Annotated in this window: 13 protein-coding genes; 7 read left to right on the top strand and 6 right to left on the bottom strand. The window is 68.6% G+C overall.

Going from position 1 to position 16,469, the window contains the following annotated elements:
- Positions 1 to 556: 556 nt before the first annotated feature.
- The gene (gene otsA / locus CFB47_RS24745; protein ID WP_089462594.1) at positions 557 to 1,963 is read left to right on the top strand and encodes an alpha,alpha-trehalose-phosphate synthase (UDP-forming); all 1,407 of its coding nucleotides are present in this window, start codon (positions 557 to 559) and stop codon (positions 1,961 to 1,963) included.
- Positions 1,964 to 1,979: 16 nt separating this feature from the next.
- Here otsA and CFB47_RS24740 read toward each other — a convergent pair whose 3' ends face one another.
- Together CFB47_RS24740 and ftsH are read right to left on the bottom strand one after the other, a co-directional pair.
- A complete protein-coding gene (locus tag CFB47_RS24740) occupies positions 1,980 to 2,447 on the bottom strand; it encodes an OsmC family protein (RefSeq protein ID WP_089462593.1) in 468 nt (155 codons plus the stop codon).
- A gap of 83 nt (positions 2,448 to 2,530) precedes the next feature.
- A complete protein-coding gene (gene ftsH / locus CFB47_RS24735; RefSeq protein WP_089462592.1) occupies positions 2,531 to 4,507 on the bottom strand; it encodes an ATP-dependent zinc metalloprotease FtsH in 1,977 nt (658 codons plus the stop codon).
- A gap of 481 nt (positions 4,508 to 4,988) precedes the next feature.
- Here ftsH and CFB47_RS24725 point away from each other — a divergent pair, with 481 nt between their 5' ends.
- Positions 4,989 to 6,653, top strand: a complete 1,665-nt coding sequence (locus CFB47_RS24725; RefSeq protein ID WP_089462591.1) for an acid phosphatase — start codon at positions 4,989 to 4,991, stop codon at positions 6,651 to 6,653.
- A gap of 109 nt (positions 6,654 to 6,762) precedes the next feature.
- On the opposite strand, the gene CFB47_RS24720 is transcribed toward CFB47_RS24725, so the two are convergent.
- Positions 6,763 to 8,259 carry an FAD-dependent oxidoreductase gene (locus tag CFB47_RS24720; RefSeq protein ID WP_089462590.1) on the bottom strand — a complete coding sequence of 499 codons (1,497 nt, stop codon included), beginning with the start codon at positions 8,257 to 8,259 and terminating at the stop codon, positions 6,763 to 6,765.
- 264 nt (positions 8,260 to 8,523) lie between these two features.
- Positions 8,524 to 8,733, bottom strand: a complete 210-nt coding sequence (locus CFB47_RS24715) for a hypothetical protein (RefSeq protein WP_089427420.1) — start codon at positions 8,731 to 8,733, stop codon at positions 8,524 to 8,526.
- 461 nt (positions 8,734 to 9,194) lie between these two features.
- Here CFB47_RS24715 and CFB47_RS24710 point away from each other — a divergent pair, with 461 nt between their 5' ends.
- Genes CFB47_RS24710 through CFB47_RS24690 form a run of 5 tightly spaced genes read left to right on the top strand, consistent with a single transcriptional unit; the run spans position 9,195 to position 13,110 of the window.
- Entirely contained in the window at positions 9,195 to 9,611 is a 417-nt protein-coding gene (locus CFB47_RS24710) for a nuclear transport factor 2 family protein (RefSeq protein WP_089463535.1), read from the top strand.
- 3 nt (positions 9,612 to 9,614) lie between these two features.
- The gene (locus CFB47_RS24705; RefSeq protein WP_089462589.1) at positions 9,615 to 10,472 is read left to right on the top strand and encodes an SDR family NAD(P)-dependent oxidoreductase; all 858 of its coding nucleotides are present in this window, start codon (positions 9,615 to 9,617) and stop codon (positions 10,470 to 10,472) included.
- Positions 10,473 to 10,510: 38 nt separating this feature from the next.
- Positions 10,511 to 11,269: an SDR family oxidoreductase gene (locus tag CFB47_RS24700; protein WP_089462588.1), complete on the top strand. Its 759-nt coding sequence runs from the start codon at positions 10,511 to 10,513 to the stop codon at positions 11,267 to 11,269.
- Positions 11,270 to 11,309: 40 nt separating this feature from the next.
- Positions 11,310 to 12,143 (top strand): SDR family NAD(P)-dependent oxidoreductase, encoded by an 834-nt coding sequence (locus CFB47_RS24695; RefSeq protein WP_218829433.1) that lies wholly within the window; start codon positions 11,310 to 11,312, stop codon positions 12,141 to 12,143.
- Positions 12,144 to 12,201: 58 nt separating this feature from the next.
- On the top strand, positions 12,202 to 13,110 hold the full coding sequence (locus CFB47_RS24690) for an NAD(P)-dependent oxidoreductase (RefSeq protein WP_089462586.1): 909 nt from the start codon (positions 12,202 to 12,204) through the stop codon (positions 13,108 to 13,110).
- 97 nt (positions 13,111 to 13,207) lie between these two features.
- On the opposite strand, the gene CFB47_RS24685 is transcribed toward CFB47_RS24690, so the two are convergent.
- A complete protein-coding gene (locus CFB47_RS24685; protein WP_089462585.1) occupies positions 13,208 to 15,073 on the bottom strand; it encodes a phosphoenolpyruvate carboxykinase (GTP) in 1,866 nt (621 codons plus the stop codon).
- Positions 15,074 to 15,597: 524 nt separating this feature from the next.
- Complete coding sequence (locus tag CFB47_RS24675; RefSeq protein WP_089458285.1) at positions 15,598 to 16,374, bottom strand: glucose 1-dehydrogenase; 777 nt, start codon at positions 16,372 to 16,374, stop codon at positions 15,598 to 15,600.
- Positions 16,375 to 16,469: the final 95 nt, after the last annotated feature.

Raw genomic sequence — 16,469 nt, 5'->3', positions numbered from 1 at the left:
CGCGGCACGCGGTGCAGTTGCGTATCGTCACCGTCCGACGCGGCCGGTTCTCATGCGCGACGTCGCGCTGCGCCGATTCGCATCACGCGTGCGCAGCACGCATAAGTGTCGCTCGGTGCCGCTCCCACGTCGGCACCGCCACGGCATCGCCGGTCGCTTCCACTGACCGGCGCGGGCCGCGTGCGCACGTCATGAAACGCACATCGTCACGCTCGATTGCGCGTGACGTGCCCGCCTCCTCATCACACGATGCACGCTGAATGGGCAGCGCTGCGCAAGATTCGGTCCCGCCCATGTTTCTCACGTCGCCACACCGGCGTCATGGAGATCGCGCTGGATTCCCACGCGCGTCGCGCGCCGATGCAGACTTTTAAAACAGCCGAATGACGAGTATGCTTAAAAAAGCACTCCGCAATCGGACGGCGAGTCGCGTGCCCTGACTCCCGTCCGATCGCATTGCGGCCCTGTCGCTGCGCGCACCGCGCATCGATGGCGGCGTCTGCTTCTCGCGCCACGGCCGCACGAACCTTTCCCTCAACAATCGTCAGGAGAGCTGGTGAGCCGACTCGTCGTCGTATCCAATCGCATTGCAGATCCCCGTAAAGCCGCGGCCGGCGGGCTCGCCGTCGCCGTGAAGGACAGCCTGCAGGAATCCGGCGGCGTCTGGTTCGGCTGGAGCGGGAGGTTACGCGGTGGCGACGACCAGCCTGCGCACGGCGACGAGGTGCAGATCCAGAACGTCGGCGGCATCCAGCTCGCGACGATCGATCTCGATCCGCAGGATTACGACGCGTACTACCTCGGCTATTCGAACAACGTGCTGTGGCCGGTGTTTCACTACCGCCTCGATCTCGCGCAGTTCGACCGCCGCTTCGCCGACGGCTACCGGCGCGTGAACCAGCTGTTCGCGCGCAAGCTGCGCACGCTGCTGCGCCCCGACGACACCATCTGGGTCCACGACTACCAGCTGATTCCGCTCGCCGCCGAGTTGCGTGCGATGGGCTGCACGAACCCGATCGGCTTCTTCCTGCACATTCCGATGCCGCCGCCGCCGATCATGGCCGCGATCCCGGAGCACGAATGGCTGATGCGGTCGCTGTTCGCCTACGATCTCGTCGGCTTCCAGACCGAGTCGGACCTGCTTCACTTCGAGCATTACGTCGAAGCGGAAGCCGGCGCCGCGCGGCTGCCCGACGGCCGCCTGCGCGCGTTCGGCCGCACGCTGTCGGCCGGCGCATTCCCGATCGGCATCAACGTCGACGAGTTCGAATCGCTCGCCCGCGATCGCGACGGCCTCGACATGTTCGAGCGGATGCGCGATGAATACTCGCGCCGCCAGTTGCTGGTCGGCGTCGACCGCCTCGACTACACGAAGGGGCTGCCGCAGCGCGTGAATGCATTCCGCCAGTTGCTCGAGCAATATCCGGAGAACCGCAACCGCGCGACGCTGATCCAGATCGCCGCGCCGAGCCGCGAGGATCTCGGCGCGTACGACGACCTGCGGCGCGAGATGGACAGCCTGTGCGGCGCGATCAACGGCGACTACGGCGAACTCGAATGGATGCCGATGCGCTACATTCACCGCACCGTCGCGCGCAAGCGCTTGCCGGGCCTGTACCGCGCGAGCCGCGTCGCGCTCGTCACGCCGCTGCGCGACGGGATGAACCTCGTCGCGAAGGAATTTCTCGCCGCGCAGGATGCCGCCGATCCGGGCGTGCTCGTGCTGTCGCGTTTCGCCGGCGCGGCCGAGCAGTTGAAGTCGGCACTGCTCGTCAATCCGTACGACACGCAAGGCACCGCGCAGGCGATCCAGCGCGCGCTCACGATGCCGCTCGAAGAGCGCTGCCAGCGTCACGCGGCGCTGATGGCGATCGTGCGCAAGACCGACGTGCACTGGTGGCGCACGCGCTTTCTCAACGCGCTCGCCGAGGCAGCCGAAGTCGCGGCCGCGGCCGAATCCTGACCCGCCTGACGCGCGCTCACGCGTGCGTCGCCGCGTGTTCGAGCGCCGCGCCGTTCACGTCACAGAGGTCGACCGACACCGGAATGCCTTCGCGCAGGCTCTCCGTCAGTACGCAGTACGCATCGAACTGATCGAGCACGCGCTGCGCGGCTGCGAGATCGGCCCACGTCTTGCCGATCGACAGCCGTACCGACATCGCGCCCACGCGCACCCGGCCCGCTTCGTTCTGCACCATGTCGACGTCGATATGCGCGGCAATCGGCTGCGGATCGACCTGCTGCTTTTCCAGCGCGAACTGCAGGCTCGCTGCGAGACAGGTCGCGACGGCCGCGGCCAATAACCGGATCGGGTTCGGCCCGCGTCCGTCGCCGTGCGGCGGCGGTTCGTCGGTGAGCACCGGCGCCAGCGTCGTGCCGGCGAATACCACTTCGAAACAGAAACGCGCCTGCTGCGCGACATCGACCGATACGTGCGCCTCGCTCATGGCGACTCCGTGGAGATCAACGGGGAAAGGAATGACGGCACGCAGTCGCTTCGACGCGCGCCGCTCGCAGGTTCATGGGATCTTCAGCGCTCGGGTTCGCGTGGCGGCCCGTACGCGACGAAATCGCGCTCGACCGCGGACGCCTGCTCCGTGTCAACTGCGCCGCCGCGTGCGCCGGCTGCGTCGTCCGGCGCCGGCGTCGTGGCGGACGGCGGTTCGACGCGCCCGTCGATCAGCGCCTGCAGCGCGTCGCGTTCGAGCACCTCGCATTGCAGCAGCCGGCGCGCGATGCGTTCGAGCGCATCGCGGCGTTCGCCGAGCGTCGTCGCGACGCGCGCGTGCGCGTCGGCCAGCAGCGTGCGCACCTCGTCGTCGATCATCCGTGCGGTGTGCTCGCTGCAGCGCCCGTCGCCCGCATGCCACGCGCCCGGTATGCCCTGGCGCGCATCGCCGTCGTCGAACGTCGCGAGCCCGATCTTCTCGCTCATCCCGTACTGCATGACCATGTGGCGCGCCATCGCGGTCGCGCGCTCGAGATCGTTCTGCGCGCCCGTCGACACGTCGCCGAACACGAGCTCTTCGGCCACGCGGCCGCCAAGCAGCGCATCGATCCGGTCGAGCAGCTCGCTTCGGCGCAACACATAGCGATCCTCGGTCGGCACCTGCTGCGTATAGCCGAGCGCCGCGACACCGCGCGGAATGATCGACACCTTCTTCACCGGATCGCAATGCGTGCGGCTTTCCGCGACGAGCGCGTGGCCGGCCTCGTGATACGCGATGGTCAGCTTCTCCTGCGCGTTCATCACGCGGCTCTTGCGCTCGAGGCCCGTCAACGCGCGGTCGATCGCCTCGTCGAAATCGGCCATGCCGATCGCCGGCTTGCCGAGTTCGGCCGCATGCAGCGCGGCCTCGTTGACGACGTTCGCGAGATCCGCGCCGACGAAGCCCGGCGTGCGCGACGCGAGTTCGCCGAGATCGACGTCGGCCGCGAGCTTCACGCGCTTCACGTGCACGCCGAGGATCTGCCTTCGGCCATTCACGTCGGGCCGGTCGATCGCGATGTGGCGATCGAAGCGGCCCGGCCGCAGCAGCGCGGGATCGAGGATCTCCGGCCGGTTCGTCGCGGCCATGATGATCACGCCGGAGCCGGCCTGGAAGCCGTCCATCTCGACGAGCAACTGATTGAGCGTCTGCTCGCGTTCGTCGTTGCCCGACATCGGGCCGACGCCGCGCACCTTGCCGAGCGCATCGAGCTCGTCGACGAACACGATGCACGGCGCCTTCTGCTGCGCCTGCTCGAACAGGTCGCGCACGCGCGCCGCGCCCACGCCGACGAACATCTCGACGAACGCCGAGCCGCTGATCGAGAAGAACGGCACGGCCGCCTCGCCGGCCACCGCGCGCGCAAGCAGCGTCTTGCCGGTGCCCGGCGCGCCGACCACGAGCACGCCCTTCGGAATCTTGCCGCCGAGCCGCTGGTAACGGTCGGGGTTGCGCAGGAATGCGACGAGCTGCTGCAGCTCGGCCTTCGCTTCGTCGATGCCCGCAATATCGTCGAACGTGATGCCGGTTTCCTGCTGCACGTACACCCGCGCCCGGCTCTTGCCCATCCCGGTGAAATCCTGCAGCCCGCCGCGCCGGCGCACCATCATGTTCCAGATGAACACGAACAGCACGAGCGGCAGCAGCCACGACGCCAGCGATGCGATCCAGCTCGTGTCGGACGCACCGTGATAGCGGATGCCGGCGGTGGTCAGCGTGTCGGTCAGGTGCTCGTCGGTCACGCGGTTGGTCGTGAAGCGCCACGGCGCGCCGGCCTGCCGCACGGCCGCGGCTTCGGACGCCGGCAGCAGCGTGCCGGCCTGCGGCATCTTCAGCGTGCCGGAGATCGATACGGGGCCGACTTCGAGATCGTCGACGAGCCGGGCAGCGACGAGCTGGTGGAAATCGCTGTACGCGATCGGCGCCGACGTCGGGCGCAGCATCAACAACTGCGCGGCGAACAGCACGAAGAAGCCCGCCGCGATCAGCAATCCCGGGTAGTCGAATTTCCTGTCCATGGCAGCGGGCCGGACGTGCGCGCTACGCTTGCGTTGCGCGGCACGGCGGACGGGTGCGGGCACGCGCGCAGCCGGCGCGCGCCATCGGCGGCCATGCGGAAGCGGCATTCATGCGCGCCATCGTCGCCTCGCTTCATCGCCTCGTTCGTCGCATCAATGGCTCCGCGGCGACGCCGTGAGCCGGCGCCGCCGGGCAACCCTCGCCCGGGCGGCACGCTGCGACGCGCCGCCCCTGAATCCAGTCTAGTTCTCGCGCGGGCGTCGCGCATGACGCGAGGCGCACGTCGAATCGTCCGACAAACACCTTTCACCCGCCCCCGTTGCCGCGTTATAGTCGCGTTCGTGACATTTTTGTGACAGATGGATCGCGCCGGTCCAGCCGTAACCGGGGCCGTTGCTTTCCATCCCGCCGCGCGGCAGCCTGTGCGACGCCGCCGCGCATCACGCCCCCGTCCACCCGCCCATTCGAGGAACCCACGACGTGAACGACACCCCCGATCGCCCCGACGCCCTTCCCGCCGATCCCGACCGCCGCCGCGTGCTCGGCGGCCTCGCCGCGCTCGGTGCGGGTGTCGCGCTCAGCGGCTGTGAAACCACGGCGGGCAGCGCGCCGCGTTCGGCCGCCGACCTGCGCATCGACGAAGCGTTGCGCCAGCGCGTGCGGCACATCGTCGTGATCTATGCGGAAAACCGCAGCTTCGCGAACCTGTACGGCGATTTCCCGGGCGTGCGCCATCCGCTGAGCGAGGTGCGGTCCGAACACGCGCAGCAGCTCGATCGCGACGGCAAGACGCCGCTGCCCGTGCTGCCGAAGATCTGGGGCGGGCTCGTGCCGCAGGCACAGGAAGTGGACGGCAAGCGCTACGCGATCGCCGAGCGCGACATCGACAAGCTGCCGAACGCACCGTTCCTGATCAAGGACGCACAGGGCAACGCGCTGCCGAACGGCGTGATCACGCGCGACCTGTGGCACCGCTTCTACCAGAACCAGATGCAGATCGCCGGTGGCCGCAACAACCAGTTCGCCGCGTGGGCCGATTCGGGCGGCCTCGTGATGGGCCACTACCGCAATTCGGCCGACACGCTGCGGCTGTGGAATCTCGCGCGGCAATACACGCTGTGCGACAACTTCTTCATGGCGGCCTTCGGCGGGTCGTGGATGAACCACATGTTCCTGATCTCCGCGCAGCCGCCGCTGTATCCGGACGCGCACAAGCATCCGCATGCGGCGAAACTGCTGTCGAAGGTCGAAGGCGACGATCCAGCCGGTACGCGCCTGAAGCTCGCCGACAATTCGCCCGCGTCCGCGCTCGACGGCCCGCCGAAGTTCGTGGCCGACGGCCCGCTGACGCCGGACGGCTACGGCGTGAACACGATGGCGCCGCCGTACCAGCCGAGCTACGTGCCGCCGCCCGATCCGGGCAACGCCGCGTATGCGGATCCCGCCGACCATCGCGTGATGCCGCCGCAGGGCTATGCGACGATCGGCGATCGCCTGTCGGAAAAGAACGTCGACTGGGCGTGGTACAGCGGCGCCTGGCAATACGCACTCGAGCATCGCGACACGGGCACCGTGCCCGATTTCCAGTACCACCACCAGCCGTTCAACTATTTCGCGAACTACGCGCCGGGCACCGACGCGCGCCGCAAGCACCTGCGCGACGCGGGGCTCGGCGACGAGCCGTCGACCAACCACTTCATCGCCGACATCGACGCGGGCCGCCTGCCGGCCGTCACGTTCTACAAGCCGCAGGGCAACCTGAACATGCATGCAGGCTACGCGGACATCGAATCGGGCGACCGTCACATCGCGACCGTGATCGACCATATCCGGCGCGGGCCGCAATGGGACCACACCGTGATCGTGATGACGCACGACGAGAACGGCGGCTGGTGGGATCACGTCGCGCCGCCGGAAGGCGACCGCTGGGGGCCGGGTTCGCGGATTCCGGCGCTTGTGATCTCGCCGTTCGCGAAGAAGGGCTTCGTCGATCACACGCTTTACGACACGAACTCGATCCTGCGCTTCATCAGCCGCGTGCACGGGCTCGCGCCGCTCGACGGCGTGGTCGCGCGCGACAAGGCGTTCGCCGCGCGCGGCGCGACGCCGCCGGGTGATCTGACGAATGCGCTCGATCTCGGCTAAGGGCCGCCCAATCTGAGAGGTTGGCTGCCTGGCCGCCTGGCTGCTTGAAACGACGGCGCCCCGGGCAATGCGATGGCCTGGGGCGTCGTTCATTTCCGGCCTGAAAACGCTAAGCGGCGCGGCGCACCGCGTCGCACTCCACCTGCGCGGCGTGGCGCCCGGCCTGCCGGCCGAAGAACGTCGCGTCGGCCAGCGACAGCCCCGAGCTGTACCCGGCGCCCCAGCGCGGCAGCCCGCAGGTCGTGCGGCCCGCCGCATAGAGCCCCGGCACCGGCGCGCGTGTTGCATCGACCACCTGCCCGGTCGGCAGCGTATCGAGCCCGCCGAGCGTGAAGTGCGGATAGAACGCATAGTCGATCCGGCAATCGAGCGCGACGAACGGCGGCTCGATCAGCGGCTGCAGCCACTTCTTCGCCTTGTGGAACAGCGGATCGGTGCCGTCGGCCGCATGGCGGTTGTAGACGTCGACGGTCGCCGTCAGCGTGCCGGCCGGCATCTGCAGGTCGCGTTCGACTTCCTCCCACGTTTCGCCGGCCGCCGCGATGCCGATTCGCGCGATCGCGGGCGGCTCCTGGTAGGTGGCCTGATCGACGAGCAGGTAGATCCGGTCGTCGGCCTGATGGAACGCGTGATGGCCCGTGCGACCGTGATAGCCATCCTCGTTGATGAAACGCTGGCCGCGCGCGTTCACGAAGATCCCCTTGATCAGCGATTCGGGCGCGTAGAACGGCAGGCTGACGAAGCCTTGATCCATGTGAATCGCCGCGCCGCCCGCGCTCTGGCCGAGCAGGATGCCCGAGCCGTCGTCGCCGGGGCTGCCGATCGGTTCGTCCGAGCGCAGGAACTGCGGCGCATGCCGGCGCACCATGTCGCGGTTCATCGCGAAGCCGCCCGCGCACAGGATCACCGCGCGACGCGCCCGGACGAATGCCGTCTCGCCATAGGCGCGCAGCACGACGCCGCGCACCGCGCCGCCGTCGTCGACGATCAACGCGAGCGCGCGCGTGTCGTAGCGCGTCGCGACGCCGAGCGCCGCCACACGTTCGGCCAGCACGCGCATCAGCATCTGTCCGCCGCCCCAGCCCGGCCATTGCGGCGTGTGCCCGCGCGGGCACGGCTTTGCGGCCTCGCTGAACGGCCAGGCTTCCTCGCTGCCCGACCAGATCAGGCAATCGTCGGTTTCCGGTTCGACGATCCGCTCGGCGATGAACGTGTTCTTGTAGGTCAGGCCCTGCGCGACGAGCCAGTCGTGGTGCGCCAGGCTGTCGTTCGCGTAGAGGCGCACCTTCGCCTCGTCGGCGTCGCGGCCGCCGGCCAGCATCAGGTAGCGGTACAGATCCTCGGTGTCGTCGGTAAAGCCGGCCTGCCGCTGCGCGGGCGTGCCGCCGCTGCCGCCGAGGTAGATCTCGCCGCCCGACAGCGCGCTCGTGCCGCCGTAGCTCGACGCACGTTCGACGATCAGCGTGTCGGCGCCGGCGCTCGCGGCTTCGATCGCCGCGCACGCGCCGGCCGCGCCGAAGCCGACGATCACGACGTCGTGTTCGGCATCCCAGCGAGGCACGTCGCGGATATTCAGGGGGTGAGTCAGGGAATAGTCGGATGACATGACGAATGGGTCAGCGTTTGGAAATGTGCGGAAAACGACGGAAGTGGCGAAGGTCTGACGCGGACGTCACCGCGTTGCCTCGTTGCCGAGACGGACGTGCAACGGGGCGCGTGCAAGACGCCCACCGTCTCACGCCCGGTTGAAGTCGAATCACGTGAAGCGCGATCGGCGCGCGGTGATTCCACCGTGGTCGTAGCGAAAGGCATCCGTACGCCATCGCGCCGCCATGCCTTCCGCGCTGCGCGGCGCGCGGCCGCGCCGGTGTCACATGCCGCGCATCGCGGCGAAACCGAAGTGCGACGGATCGATCGGCACGCACCCGGTCGGCAAACCGTTCGCGTCGACCGAGCGGCATTGCAGGATGCCGGCCGCATACGGCGGCGACGGGACCTGATCGGCGCCGTATCGCGCCATCGCCATGGCAGCGAACGTGCCTATCGCCAATACGCACAGCTTGCGAGTCGTCAGTCTCATGATCGTCGTCCCCTCCGGTTGTCCGCTGGTGCGGTTCGTGTCCGGCGTGCATCACATGCGGCGCCAGATGACTGCACGGTAACCAGCGCCCGGCCGCCGGCCATCGTCCATTTCGACTAGGGGCAAACGCTGAGCGGACGATGCGCGGCCTGACGCATCGCAACATCACGCGCCACGGCTTCGCCCACGCGGAGCAAACTCGGCACGTCGCGCGCCTGCCGCAGCCGGCCGCACGAATCGTCAGACGCATCTCGCGCATGGGTCGCTGCGCCGCACCATCCCTGCGCCCTCACGTGATGCGTAGCGGCCTGCCCCGGTGTTTTCCCCGACCCGCGCCCTGCTCCGTATGGACGATGAATCCCGGCCTGCGCGATGCGAACCTGCGCGTCGACGTCGCACTGCCGTCGCGTCGGCCCGCCTTGCGCGGCCCACGCGTTCCGTTCTTCCACGGGAGCCCACGCATGACCGATTCCAATCCCCGCCACGCGCTGTACGAACTGGCGTGCCGCTACGCGCAAGCCGTCGACCGGCGCGACTGGCCACGCCTCACCACGCTCTTCACTCCCGATGCCACGCTGGCCGGCCCCGGCTTCCGCTTCGACGACCGCGACGCGATCGTCTCCGGCATGCGCGTGATCGAGCGCTACGAAGCGACCCAGCATCACGTGCACAACCAGCTCGTCACGCTCGACGGCGACGAGGCCGATGTCGAAACCTACGGCGTCGCCTGCCACGTCTACGTGCGCGATGGCGTGAAGCGCAAGCTCGACTGGGGGCTGCGCTATCGCGACCGCTGTGTGCTCGACGGCGGCACGTGGCGCTTCGCCGCGCGCACGCTGCACGTCGACTGGGCGCAAGACCTGCCGCTGGAGGGCTGAACGATGCGCACCTCCGCTCCCCTCGACGGCCGCACCGCGCTCGTGACGGGCGGCGCCGGCGGCATCGGCGCGGCCTGCGCGCACGCGCTCGTCGCCGACGGCGCGGCCGTCGTGCTGATGGGCCGCCGCCGCGACGCGCTCGCACGCACGCGCCGGCACCTGACCGACGCCGTGCCCGGCAGCCGCGTCGCGATCCATGCGGGCGACGCCTGCGACGAAGGCGACCTGCAGGCCGCGCTCGACTGCGCGTGGGCGCTCGACCAGCGCCTCGACATCGTCGTGCCGACGGTCGGCGGCGCGGGCTTCCGGCCGCTGCTGCTGCACGACGCCGACACTTTCCGCGCCGAAATCGACCTGAACCTGCACAGCGCGTTCGCCGCGATCCGTCATGCCGCGCCGCGGCTCGCCGACAGCGGCGGCGGCGCGATCGTCTGCATTTCGTCGACGGCCGCGCGGATCAATTTCCGCTGGCTGTCCGCGTACTGCACCGCGAAGGCCGCGCTCGAAGCGCTCGTGCGCGGCGCGGCCGAGGAACTGGCCGGCGCGAAGATCCGCGTGAACGCGGTGCGCCCCGGTCTCACGCGCTCGGAAGCCACCGCGCCGATGTTCGACGACCGCGCGCTCGTCGACAGTTTTCTCGAACAGATCCCGCTCGGCACGCTCGGCGAACCCGAAGCGATCGCGCACGCGGTGCGCTATCTCGCCGGCCCCGAGTCGGGCTGGGTGACCGGCCAGAGCTTCGCGGTCGACGGCGGCCACGAGCTGCGCACCAACCCGCGCGTGGACGACACGATCGCGCAGATCTACGGCACGGCCGCGCTCGACGCGATCAAGGCCGGTCGCGTACCGGGCGCCGCATGAGCGCGCCTTCTTTCAACATCAAGGGAATCCGACCGACCATGAATCGAGTCGCAAACAAGATCGCGCTGATCACCGGCGCGGCAAGCGGCGTCGGCCGCGCGGATGCGCTGCGGCTCGCCGCCGAAGGTGCGCGTGTCGTGCTGACCGACATCGACGAGGACGCGGGCCGTGCGCTCGCCCGCGAGATCGGCGATGCGGCGCTGTTCGTCCGCCACGACATCGCCGACGAAGCCGGTTGGCAGCAGGCGATCGCATCGACGCTCGAGCGCTTCGGCCGCCTCGACGTGCTCGTCAACAACGCGGCGATCTGCCCGGTCGGTTCGATCGAGGACACGAGCCTCGACACGTGGCGGCGCGTGATGCGGACCAACGCCGATGGCTATTTCCTCGGCTGCAAGTACGCGATCGGCGCGATGAAGGGCAACGACACGCCGGGCTCGATCGTGATGATGTCGTCGGTCGCCGCGCTCGGCGGGTTGCCGATGATGTGCGCGTACACCGGGTCGAAAGGCGCGGTGACGGCGCTCGCGCGCAGCGTCGCCGTGCACTGCAAGCGCAGCGGCTACCGGATCCGCTGCAACTCGATCCATCCGGACGGCATCTGGACGCCGATGACGCAGGCGCTGATGCCCGATCTCGACCCCGCCGCGCTCGGCATCGGCAGCGATCCGATGGCGCGCATGTGCGACCCGCAGGACGTCGCGAATCTCGTGCTGTTCCTCGCGTCCGACGAATCGCGTTTCGTGAACGGTGCGGAGCTGCGGATCGACAACGCGCAACTGGTGTCGTCGCTGTGACGCGGCCCACTGCCTTCCCGTTCAAAGGAGTCCATCGATGATTTCATTCACCGGCAAGACCGTGCTGGTCACCGGCGGCGGCGCGGGAATCGGTCGCGCATGCGCGGAAGCGTTCGGCGCGGCCGGTGCGCGCGTCGCGGTAGCCGAGATCGACCCGGCCCGCGCGCAGGACGTGCGCCACGCACTCGAAGCGGCAGGCGTCGACGCGCTCGTCGGCACCGTGGACGTCACGCGCCGCGACGAGGTCGAAGCATTCGCGCGAAGCGTCGACGCACGCTTCGGCGGCCTCGACGTGCTCGTCAACAACGTGGGCGATTTCCTGCGGATCGCGAAACCGTTCGACGACTGCACCGACGACGACATCGCACGGCTGTTCGACGTGAACCTGCGCCAGGTCTTCCTCGTCACGCGCGCGATGCTGCCGCTGCTGCGCAAGCGCGGCGCGGGCAGCAGCATCGTCGGCGTGTCGTCGATCGAAGGCTTTCGCGCGATTCCGAACTGCACCGTGTACGCGTCGTTCAAGGCCGCATTGACCGGCTTCACGAAGAGCCTTTCGCTCGAACTCGGGCCGGCCGGCATTCGCGTGAACCAGATCGCCCCCGAAACCACCGAGACGCCGCAGGTGCCCGTCAGTGCGATGGTCGCGGCCGAGCATCACGGGCACATCCCGCGCTGGATCCCGCTCGGGCGCTTCGGCGCGGCCGGCGATATCGCGGGCGCCGCGCTGTTCCTCGCGAGCCCGCTCGCCGCGTGGGTCACCGGCACGACGCTGCATGTCGACGGCGGCGCGCTCGCGGCGGCCGGCTGGTATCGCGACCCGAACGGCTTCTGGACCAACCTGCCCGTCGTCACGGGCAACGGTTTCAATTTCTGAGCGGCACCGCTTGCCTGTTCATTTCACGCGGCGACATTGCGCCGCTTTCGGAGACATCATGAAGATCCTGATCGTCGGCGGCACCGGCCTCATCGGCGGCCATGCCGCGCTGCACCTGCATGCGCAGGGCAACCTCGTCACGCTCGCCGCGCGCAAGCCGCCCGCACCCGGCAGCGCGCTCGCGCAGTTCGACGTGCTGCTGCGCGACTACGTGGCCGGCAACTTCACACGCGACGACCTCGCACCGTTCGACGCCGTGGTGTTCGCGGCCGGCAACGACATCCGCCACCTGCCGCCCGGCACCGACGAAGCCGCGCACTGGGAACGCGCGAACGTCGACGCGGTGCCGCGCTTCTTCGCGCTGGCGCGCGAGGCAGGCGTGAAGCGTGCGGTGCTGGTCGGCAGCTTCTATCCGCAGGTCGCGCCGGCGCTGGTCGACACGGTGCCGTACGTGCGCTCGCGCCATCTCGCCGACGAACGCGTACGCGCGCTCGCGACGCCGTCGTTCGCCGTGTGCAGCGTCAACGCGCCGTTCGTCGTCGGGTCGGTGCCGGGGCTGCGCAACGAGATGTTCGCGGCGTACACGGGCTACGCGCAGGGCCAGCTCGCGGGGTTGCCCGTGTTCGGGCCGGCCGGCGGCAGCAACTTCATCTCGACGCAATCGCTGTCGGAAGCGATCTGGGGGGCGCTGCAGCGTGGCGAAGCGGGCAAGGCCTACCTCGTCGGCGACGAGAATCTCAGCTTCGCCGATTACTTCGCGGCGTTCTTCCGCGCGGCCGGCAATCCGCAGGACGTGCCGTCGCTCGACCGGGAGCATCCGCTGTTGCCCGACATCGCGATCTACACGGGGCGCGGCAACGTCGTGTCGTACGAGCCCGATCCGGCCGACAGCGCGCTGCTGCGCTACCGGCGCGGCGACGTGCAGCGCGCGGTGGACGAAGTCGTCGCGCATTGCCGCGCGCAGTAGGCGAACGGCGCGTGTGGAGCGCCGATGCAAAAACGTCCCGCCGCCGGCGATGCAGGCCGGCGGCGGGACGTCGGGTACGACGTGTCGATGCGGGCCGTCAGGCGCCGATGCGCTGCTCGATCTTCTTCATCGTGTCGGTCATTTCGGCCGGCAGGCGCAGCTTCAGCATATCGAACAGCGCCGCGTGCAGCTTCAGCTCCTCGCGCCATTCATCCGCGTTCATCGACGTCACCGCATCGAACTGATCGCGCGTGAAATCGAGGCCGTCCCAGTGCAGGTCCTCATACGCGGGCGATACGCCGAACGCATGCTCGCCGCCGCCACCGGTGCCTTCGAGACGATCGAGCATCCACTTCAGCACGCGCATGTTCTCGCCGAAGCCCGGCCACACGAACTTGCCGTTCGCATCCTTGCGGAACCAGTTCACGCAGTAGATTTTCGGCAGTTTCGCGCCCGCGCCTTCGAGCTGCTTGCCGAGCTTGAGCCAGTGCGCGAAATAATCGCTGACGTTGTAGCCGCAGAACGGCAGCATCGCGAACGGATCGCGGCGCACGATGCCCTGCTGGCCGACCGCGGCGGCGGTCGTCTCCGAGCCCATCGTCGCGGCCATGTACACGCCTTCGACCCAGTCGCGCGCCTCGGTCACGAGCGGCACGGTCGTCGAACGGCGGCCGCCGAAGATGAACGCATCGATCGGCACGCCGGCCGGATTCTCCCAGTCGTCGTCGATCGAAGGACACTGCGCGGCCGGCGCCGTGAAGCGCGAATTCGGATGCGCGGCCTTGCGACCGGTTTCCTTGGCCGTTTCCGGCGTCCACGGGTTGCCCTGCCAATCCGTCAGCTTCGCGGGCGGCGTGTCGGTCAGCCCTTCCCACCACACGTCGCCGTCTTCCGTCAGCGCGACGTTCGTGAAGATCACGTTCTCGGTGAGCGTCGAGATCGCGTTCGGGTTGGTCTTCACGCCGGTGCCCGGCGCGACGCCGAAGAAGCCGGCTTCCGGGTTGATCGCATACAACCGGCCGTCGCGACCCGGCTTCAGCCACGCGATGTCGTCGCCGATCGTCGTGACCTTCCAGCCTTTGAAGCCCTGCGGCGGAATCAGCATCGCGAAGTTGGTCTTGCCGCACGCGGACGGGAACGCCGCCGCGACGTGATACTTCTTGCCGGCCGGCGACGTCACGCCGAGGATCAGCATGTGTTCGGCGAGCCAGCCCTGGTCGCGGCCCATCGTCGACGCGATACGCAGCGCGAAACACTTCTTGCCAAGCAGCGCGTTGCCGCCGTAGCCCGAACCGAAGCTCCAGATCTCGCGCGTTTCGGGGAAATGCACGATGTACTTGAGCGGGTTGCACGGCCACGGCACATCCTGCTGCCCGGCTTCGAGCGGATGGCCGACGCTGTGCACGCACGGCACGAACTCGCCGTCCTCGCCCAGTACGTCGTACACCTCACGACCCATGCGGGTCATGATCCGCATGTTCACGACGACATACGGGCTGTCGGACAGTTCGACGCCGACGTGCGCGATCGGCGAGCCGAGCGGGCCCATCGAAAACGGCACGACGTACAGCGTGCGGCCGCGCATCGAGCCGCGGAACAGGCCGTTGAGCGTCTCGCGCATTTCGGCGGGTTCGATCCAGTTGTTGGTCGGGCCGACGTCGTCGCGCGAGGCCGCGCAGATGAACGTGCGATCCTCGACGCGCGCAACGTCGGACGGATCGGATTGCGCGAGATACGAGTTCGGGCGCTTCGCCGGGTTCAGGCGCGTGAGTGTGCCCTGATCGACCATCGCCTGGCACAGCGCGTCGTTTTCTTCCTGCGAACCGTCACACCACACGACGCGCTCGGGCTCCGTCAGCGCCGCGATGCGCGACACCCAGTCGATCAGCTTGCGATGTTTGACGAAAGCCGGCGGAGCGATCAGCGGGCCGTGTGTTGCTTCGGCCAGATTGTTGTGCGACATGAAGTGTCTCCAGATTATTGGGCGAGGATGGGGGTTGCGGGGCGAGCCCGCGAGATGGGGGATGCGATTGGAGCGCAGGGTGCGGCGGCGCGCAGGACGGGACGCGCGAGCGGAGCGCGCGTCGATGCCGCGATGCGTGCGAGAGAAGGTGATGTCTCTTTAGTAATTGCGAACGCGAGTTTCGCCATACAAGCAACCTGCCGTACAACTCCATGACGGCCAGCATACCATCGCCGTTATTCGGCAAACGTTGCGTTGCAACAAGAAACAACTATGTCGGCGCGCCGGCACGCCGGTTGCATGTGCGTGCTTTTTACCGCGCCATGGCGCGCGCTTTGGGGACGAAACGGCCAGGACGGCCGTCCGGCAAGGGTTTCGCGGAAGCGGCAAATTTGGCGCGGCGCTCCCGCGCGAGGCCCACGCGAGCGCGGGCCGGGCGAATTCAGGTTTTCGCTACTCAGGCAAACCCTGAATTAGGTTGCGTACACAAACATCTGACGTGAGCGTGTCGCAGGCGCCCCTGCTCAAAACGGCGCGCCGGGCAATCCGGGGTAATACGCGCCTGCGGCCATCCCGCCGTCGACGGCCAGTTCGGCGCCGTTGCAGTACGACGCTTCGTCGCTCGCGAGGAACAGCGTCGCGCGCGCGATTTCCTCGGGCAGGCCGACGCGTTGCAGCGGCACGTTCGCATAGTGCTGGTTGATTTCCTCGAGCGGCGCGCCGGTCGGGTTCGACATCACGGTGTTCACGCCGCCCGGATGAATCGAATTCACGCGCACGCCCTGATGGCCGAGTTCGAGCGCCGCGACCTTCGTCAGCCCGCGCACGCCCCACTTGCTCGACACGTACGCGGCCAGCGCGTTCACGCCGCGCAGCCCGTCCACCGACGAGATGTTGACGATCGACCCGCTCTTCTGCGCGATCATGCACGGCGCGATGGTCCGGATGCCGACGAACGTTCCGACGAGGTTGATCGACACCGCACGCTCGAAATCGCGTTTCGACAACTCGGTGATGCCGCCGAACGTCAGCACGGCGGCATTGTTGACCAGTACGTCGATCCGGCCGAACTGCGCCATCGTCGCTTCGGTCACGCGCACCCAGCTCGCTTCGTCGGCGACGTCGAGCCGCATGAAGCGCGCCGCGTCGCCGAGCGCGCGCGCGAGCGCTTCGCCCTCCGCCTCGAGCACGTCGCCGATCACGACGCGCGCGCCTTCCTCGACGAACAGCCTGCACGTTGCCGCGCCCATGCCACGCGCACCGCCCGTGACGATCGCTACCTTTCCTTCCAGTCGACCCATGTCGTCCTCGCTTCGATTCCGGTTTGCCGGCTGCCGCGCTACGCCCATGCGCGGATTTGCCGTCCCATGATTCGCGCGCGGCTCCCGTGCCGCGC

The sequence above is a fragment of the Burkholderia sp. AU27893 genome (assembly GCF_002223205.1).
GTDB lineage: Bacteria > Pseudomonadota > Gammaproteobacteria > Burkholderiales > Burkholderiaceae > Burkholderia.
The sequence above is the reverse complement of the archived record's forward strand: the minus strand, read 5'-3'. Positions and strand labels throughout refer to the sequence as shown.

Excerpts from the sequence above, each read along its gene's own strand:
- CFB47_RS24685 (WP_089462585.1), bottom strand. The coding sequence starts at position 15,073 with ATGTCGCACAACAATCTGGCCGAAGCAACACACGGCCCGCTGATCGCT.
- CFB47_RS24705 (WP_089462589.1), top strand. The coding sequence starts at position 9,615 with ATGCGCACCTCCGCTCCCCTCGACGGCCGCACCGCGCTCGTGACGGGC.
- ftsH (WP_089462592.1), bottom strand. The coding sequence starts at position 4,507 with ATGGACAGGAAATTCGACTACCCGGGATTGCTGATCGCGGCGGGCTTC.
- CFB47_RS24740 (WP_089462593.1), bottom strand. The coding sequence starts at position 2,447 with ATGAGCGAGGCGCACGTATCGGTCGATGTCGCGCAGCAGGCGCGTTTC.
- CFB47_RS24700 (WP_089462588.1), top strand. The coding sequence starts at position 10,511 with ATGAATCGAGTCGCAAACAAGATCGCGCTGATCACCGGCGCGGCAAGC.
- CFB47_RS24710 (WP_089463535.1), top strand. The coding sequence starts at position 9,195 with ATGACCGATTCCAATCCCCGCCACGCGCTGTACGAACTGGCGTGCCGC.
- CFB47_RS24715 (WP_089427420.1), bottom strand. The coding sequence starts at position 8,733 with ATGAGACTGACGACTCGCAAGCTGTGCGTATTGGCGATAGGCACGTTC.
- CFB47_RS24720 (WP_089462590.1), bottom strand. The coding sequence starts at position 8,259 with ATGTCATCCGACTATTCCCTGACTCACCCCCTGAATATCCGCGACGTG.
- CFB47_RS24675 (WP_089458285.1), bottom strand. The coding sequence starts at position 16,374 with ATGGGTCGACTGGAAGGAAAGGTAGCGATCGTCACGGGCGGTGCGCGT.
- CFB47_RS24690 (WP_089462586.1), top strand. The coding sequence starts at position 12,202 with ATGAAGATCCTGATCGTCGGCGGCACCGGCCTCATCGGCGGCCATGCC.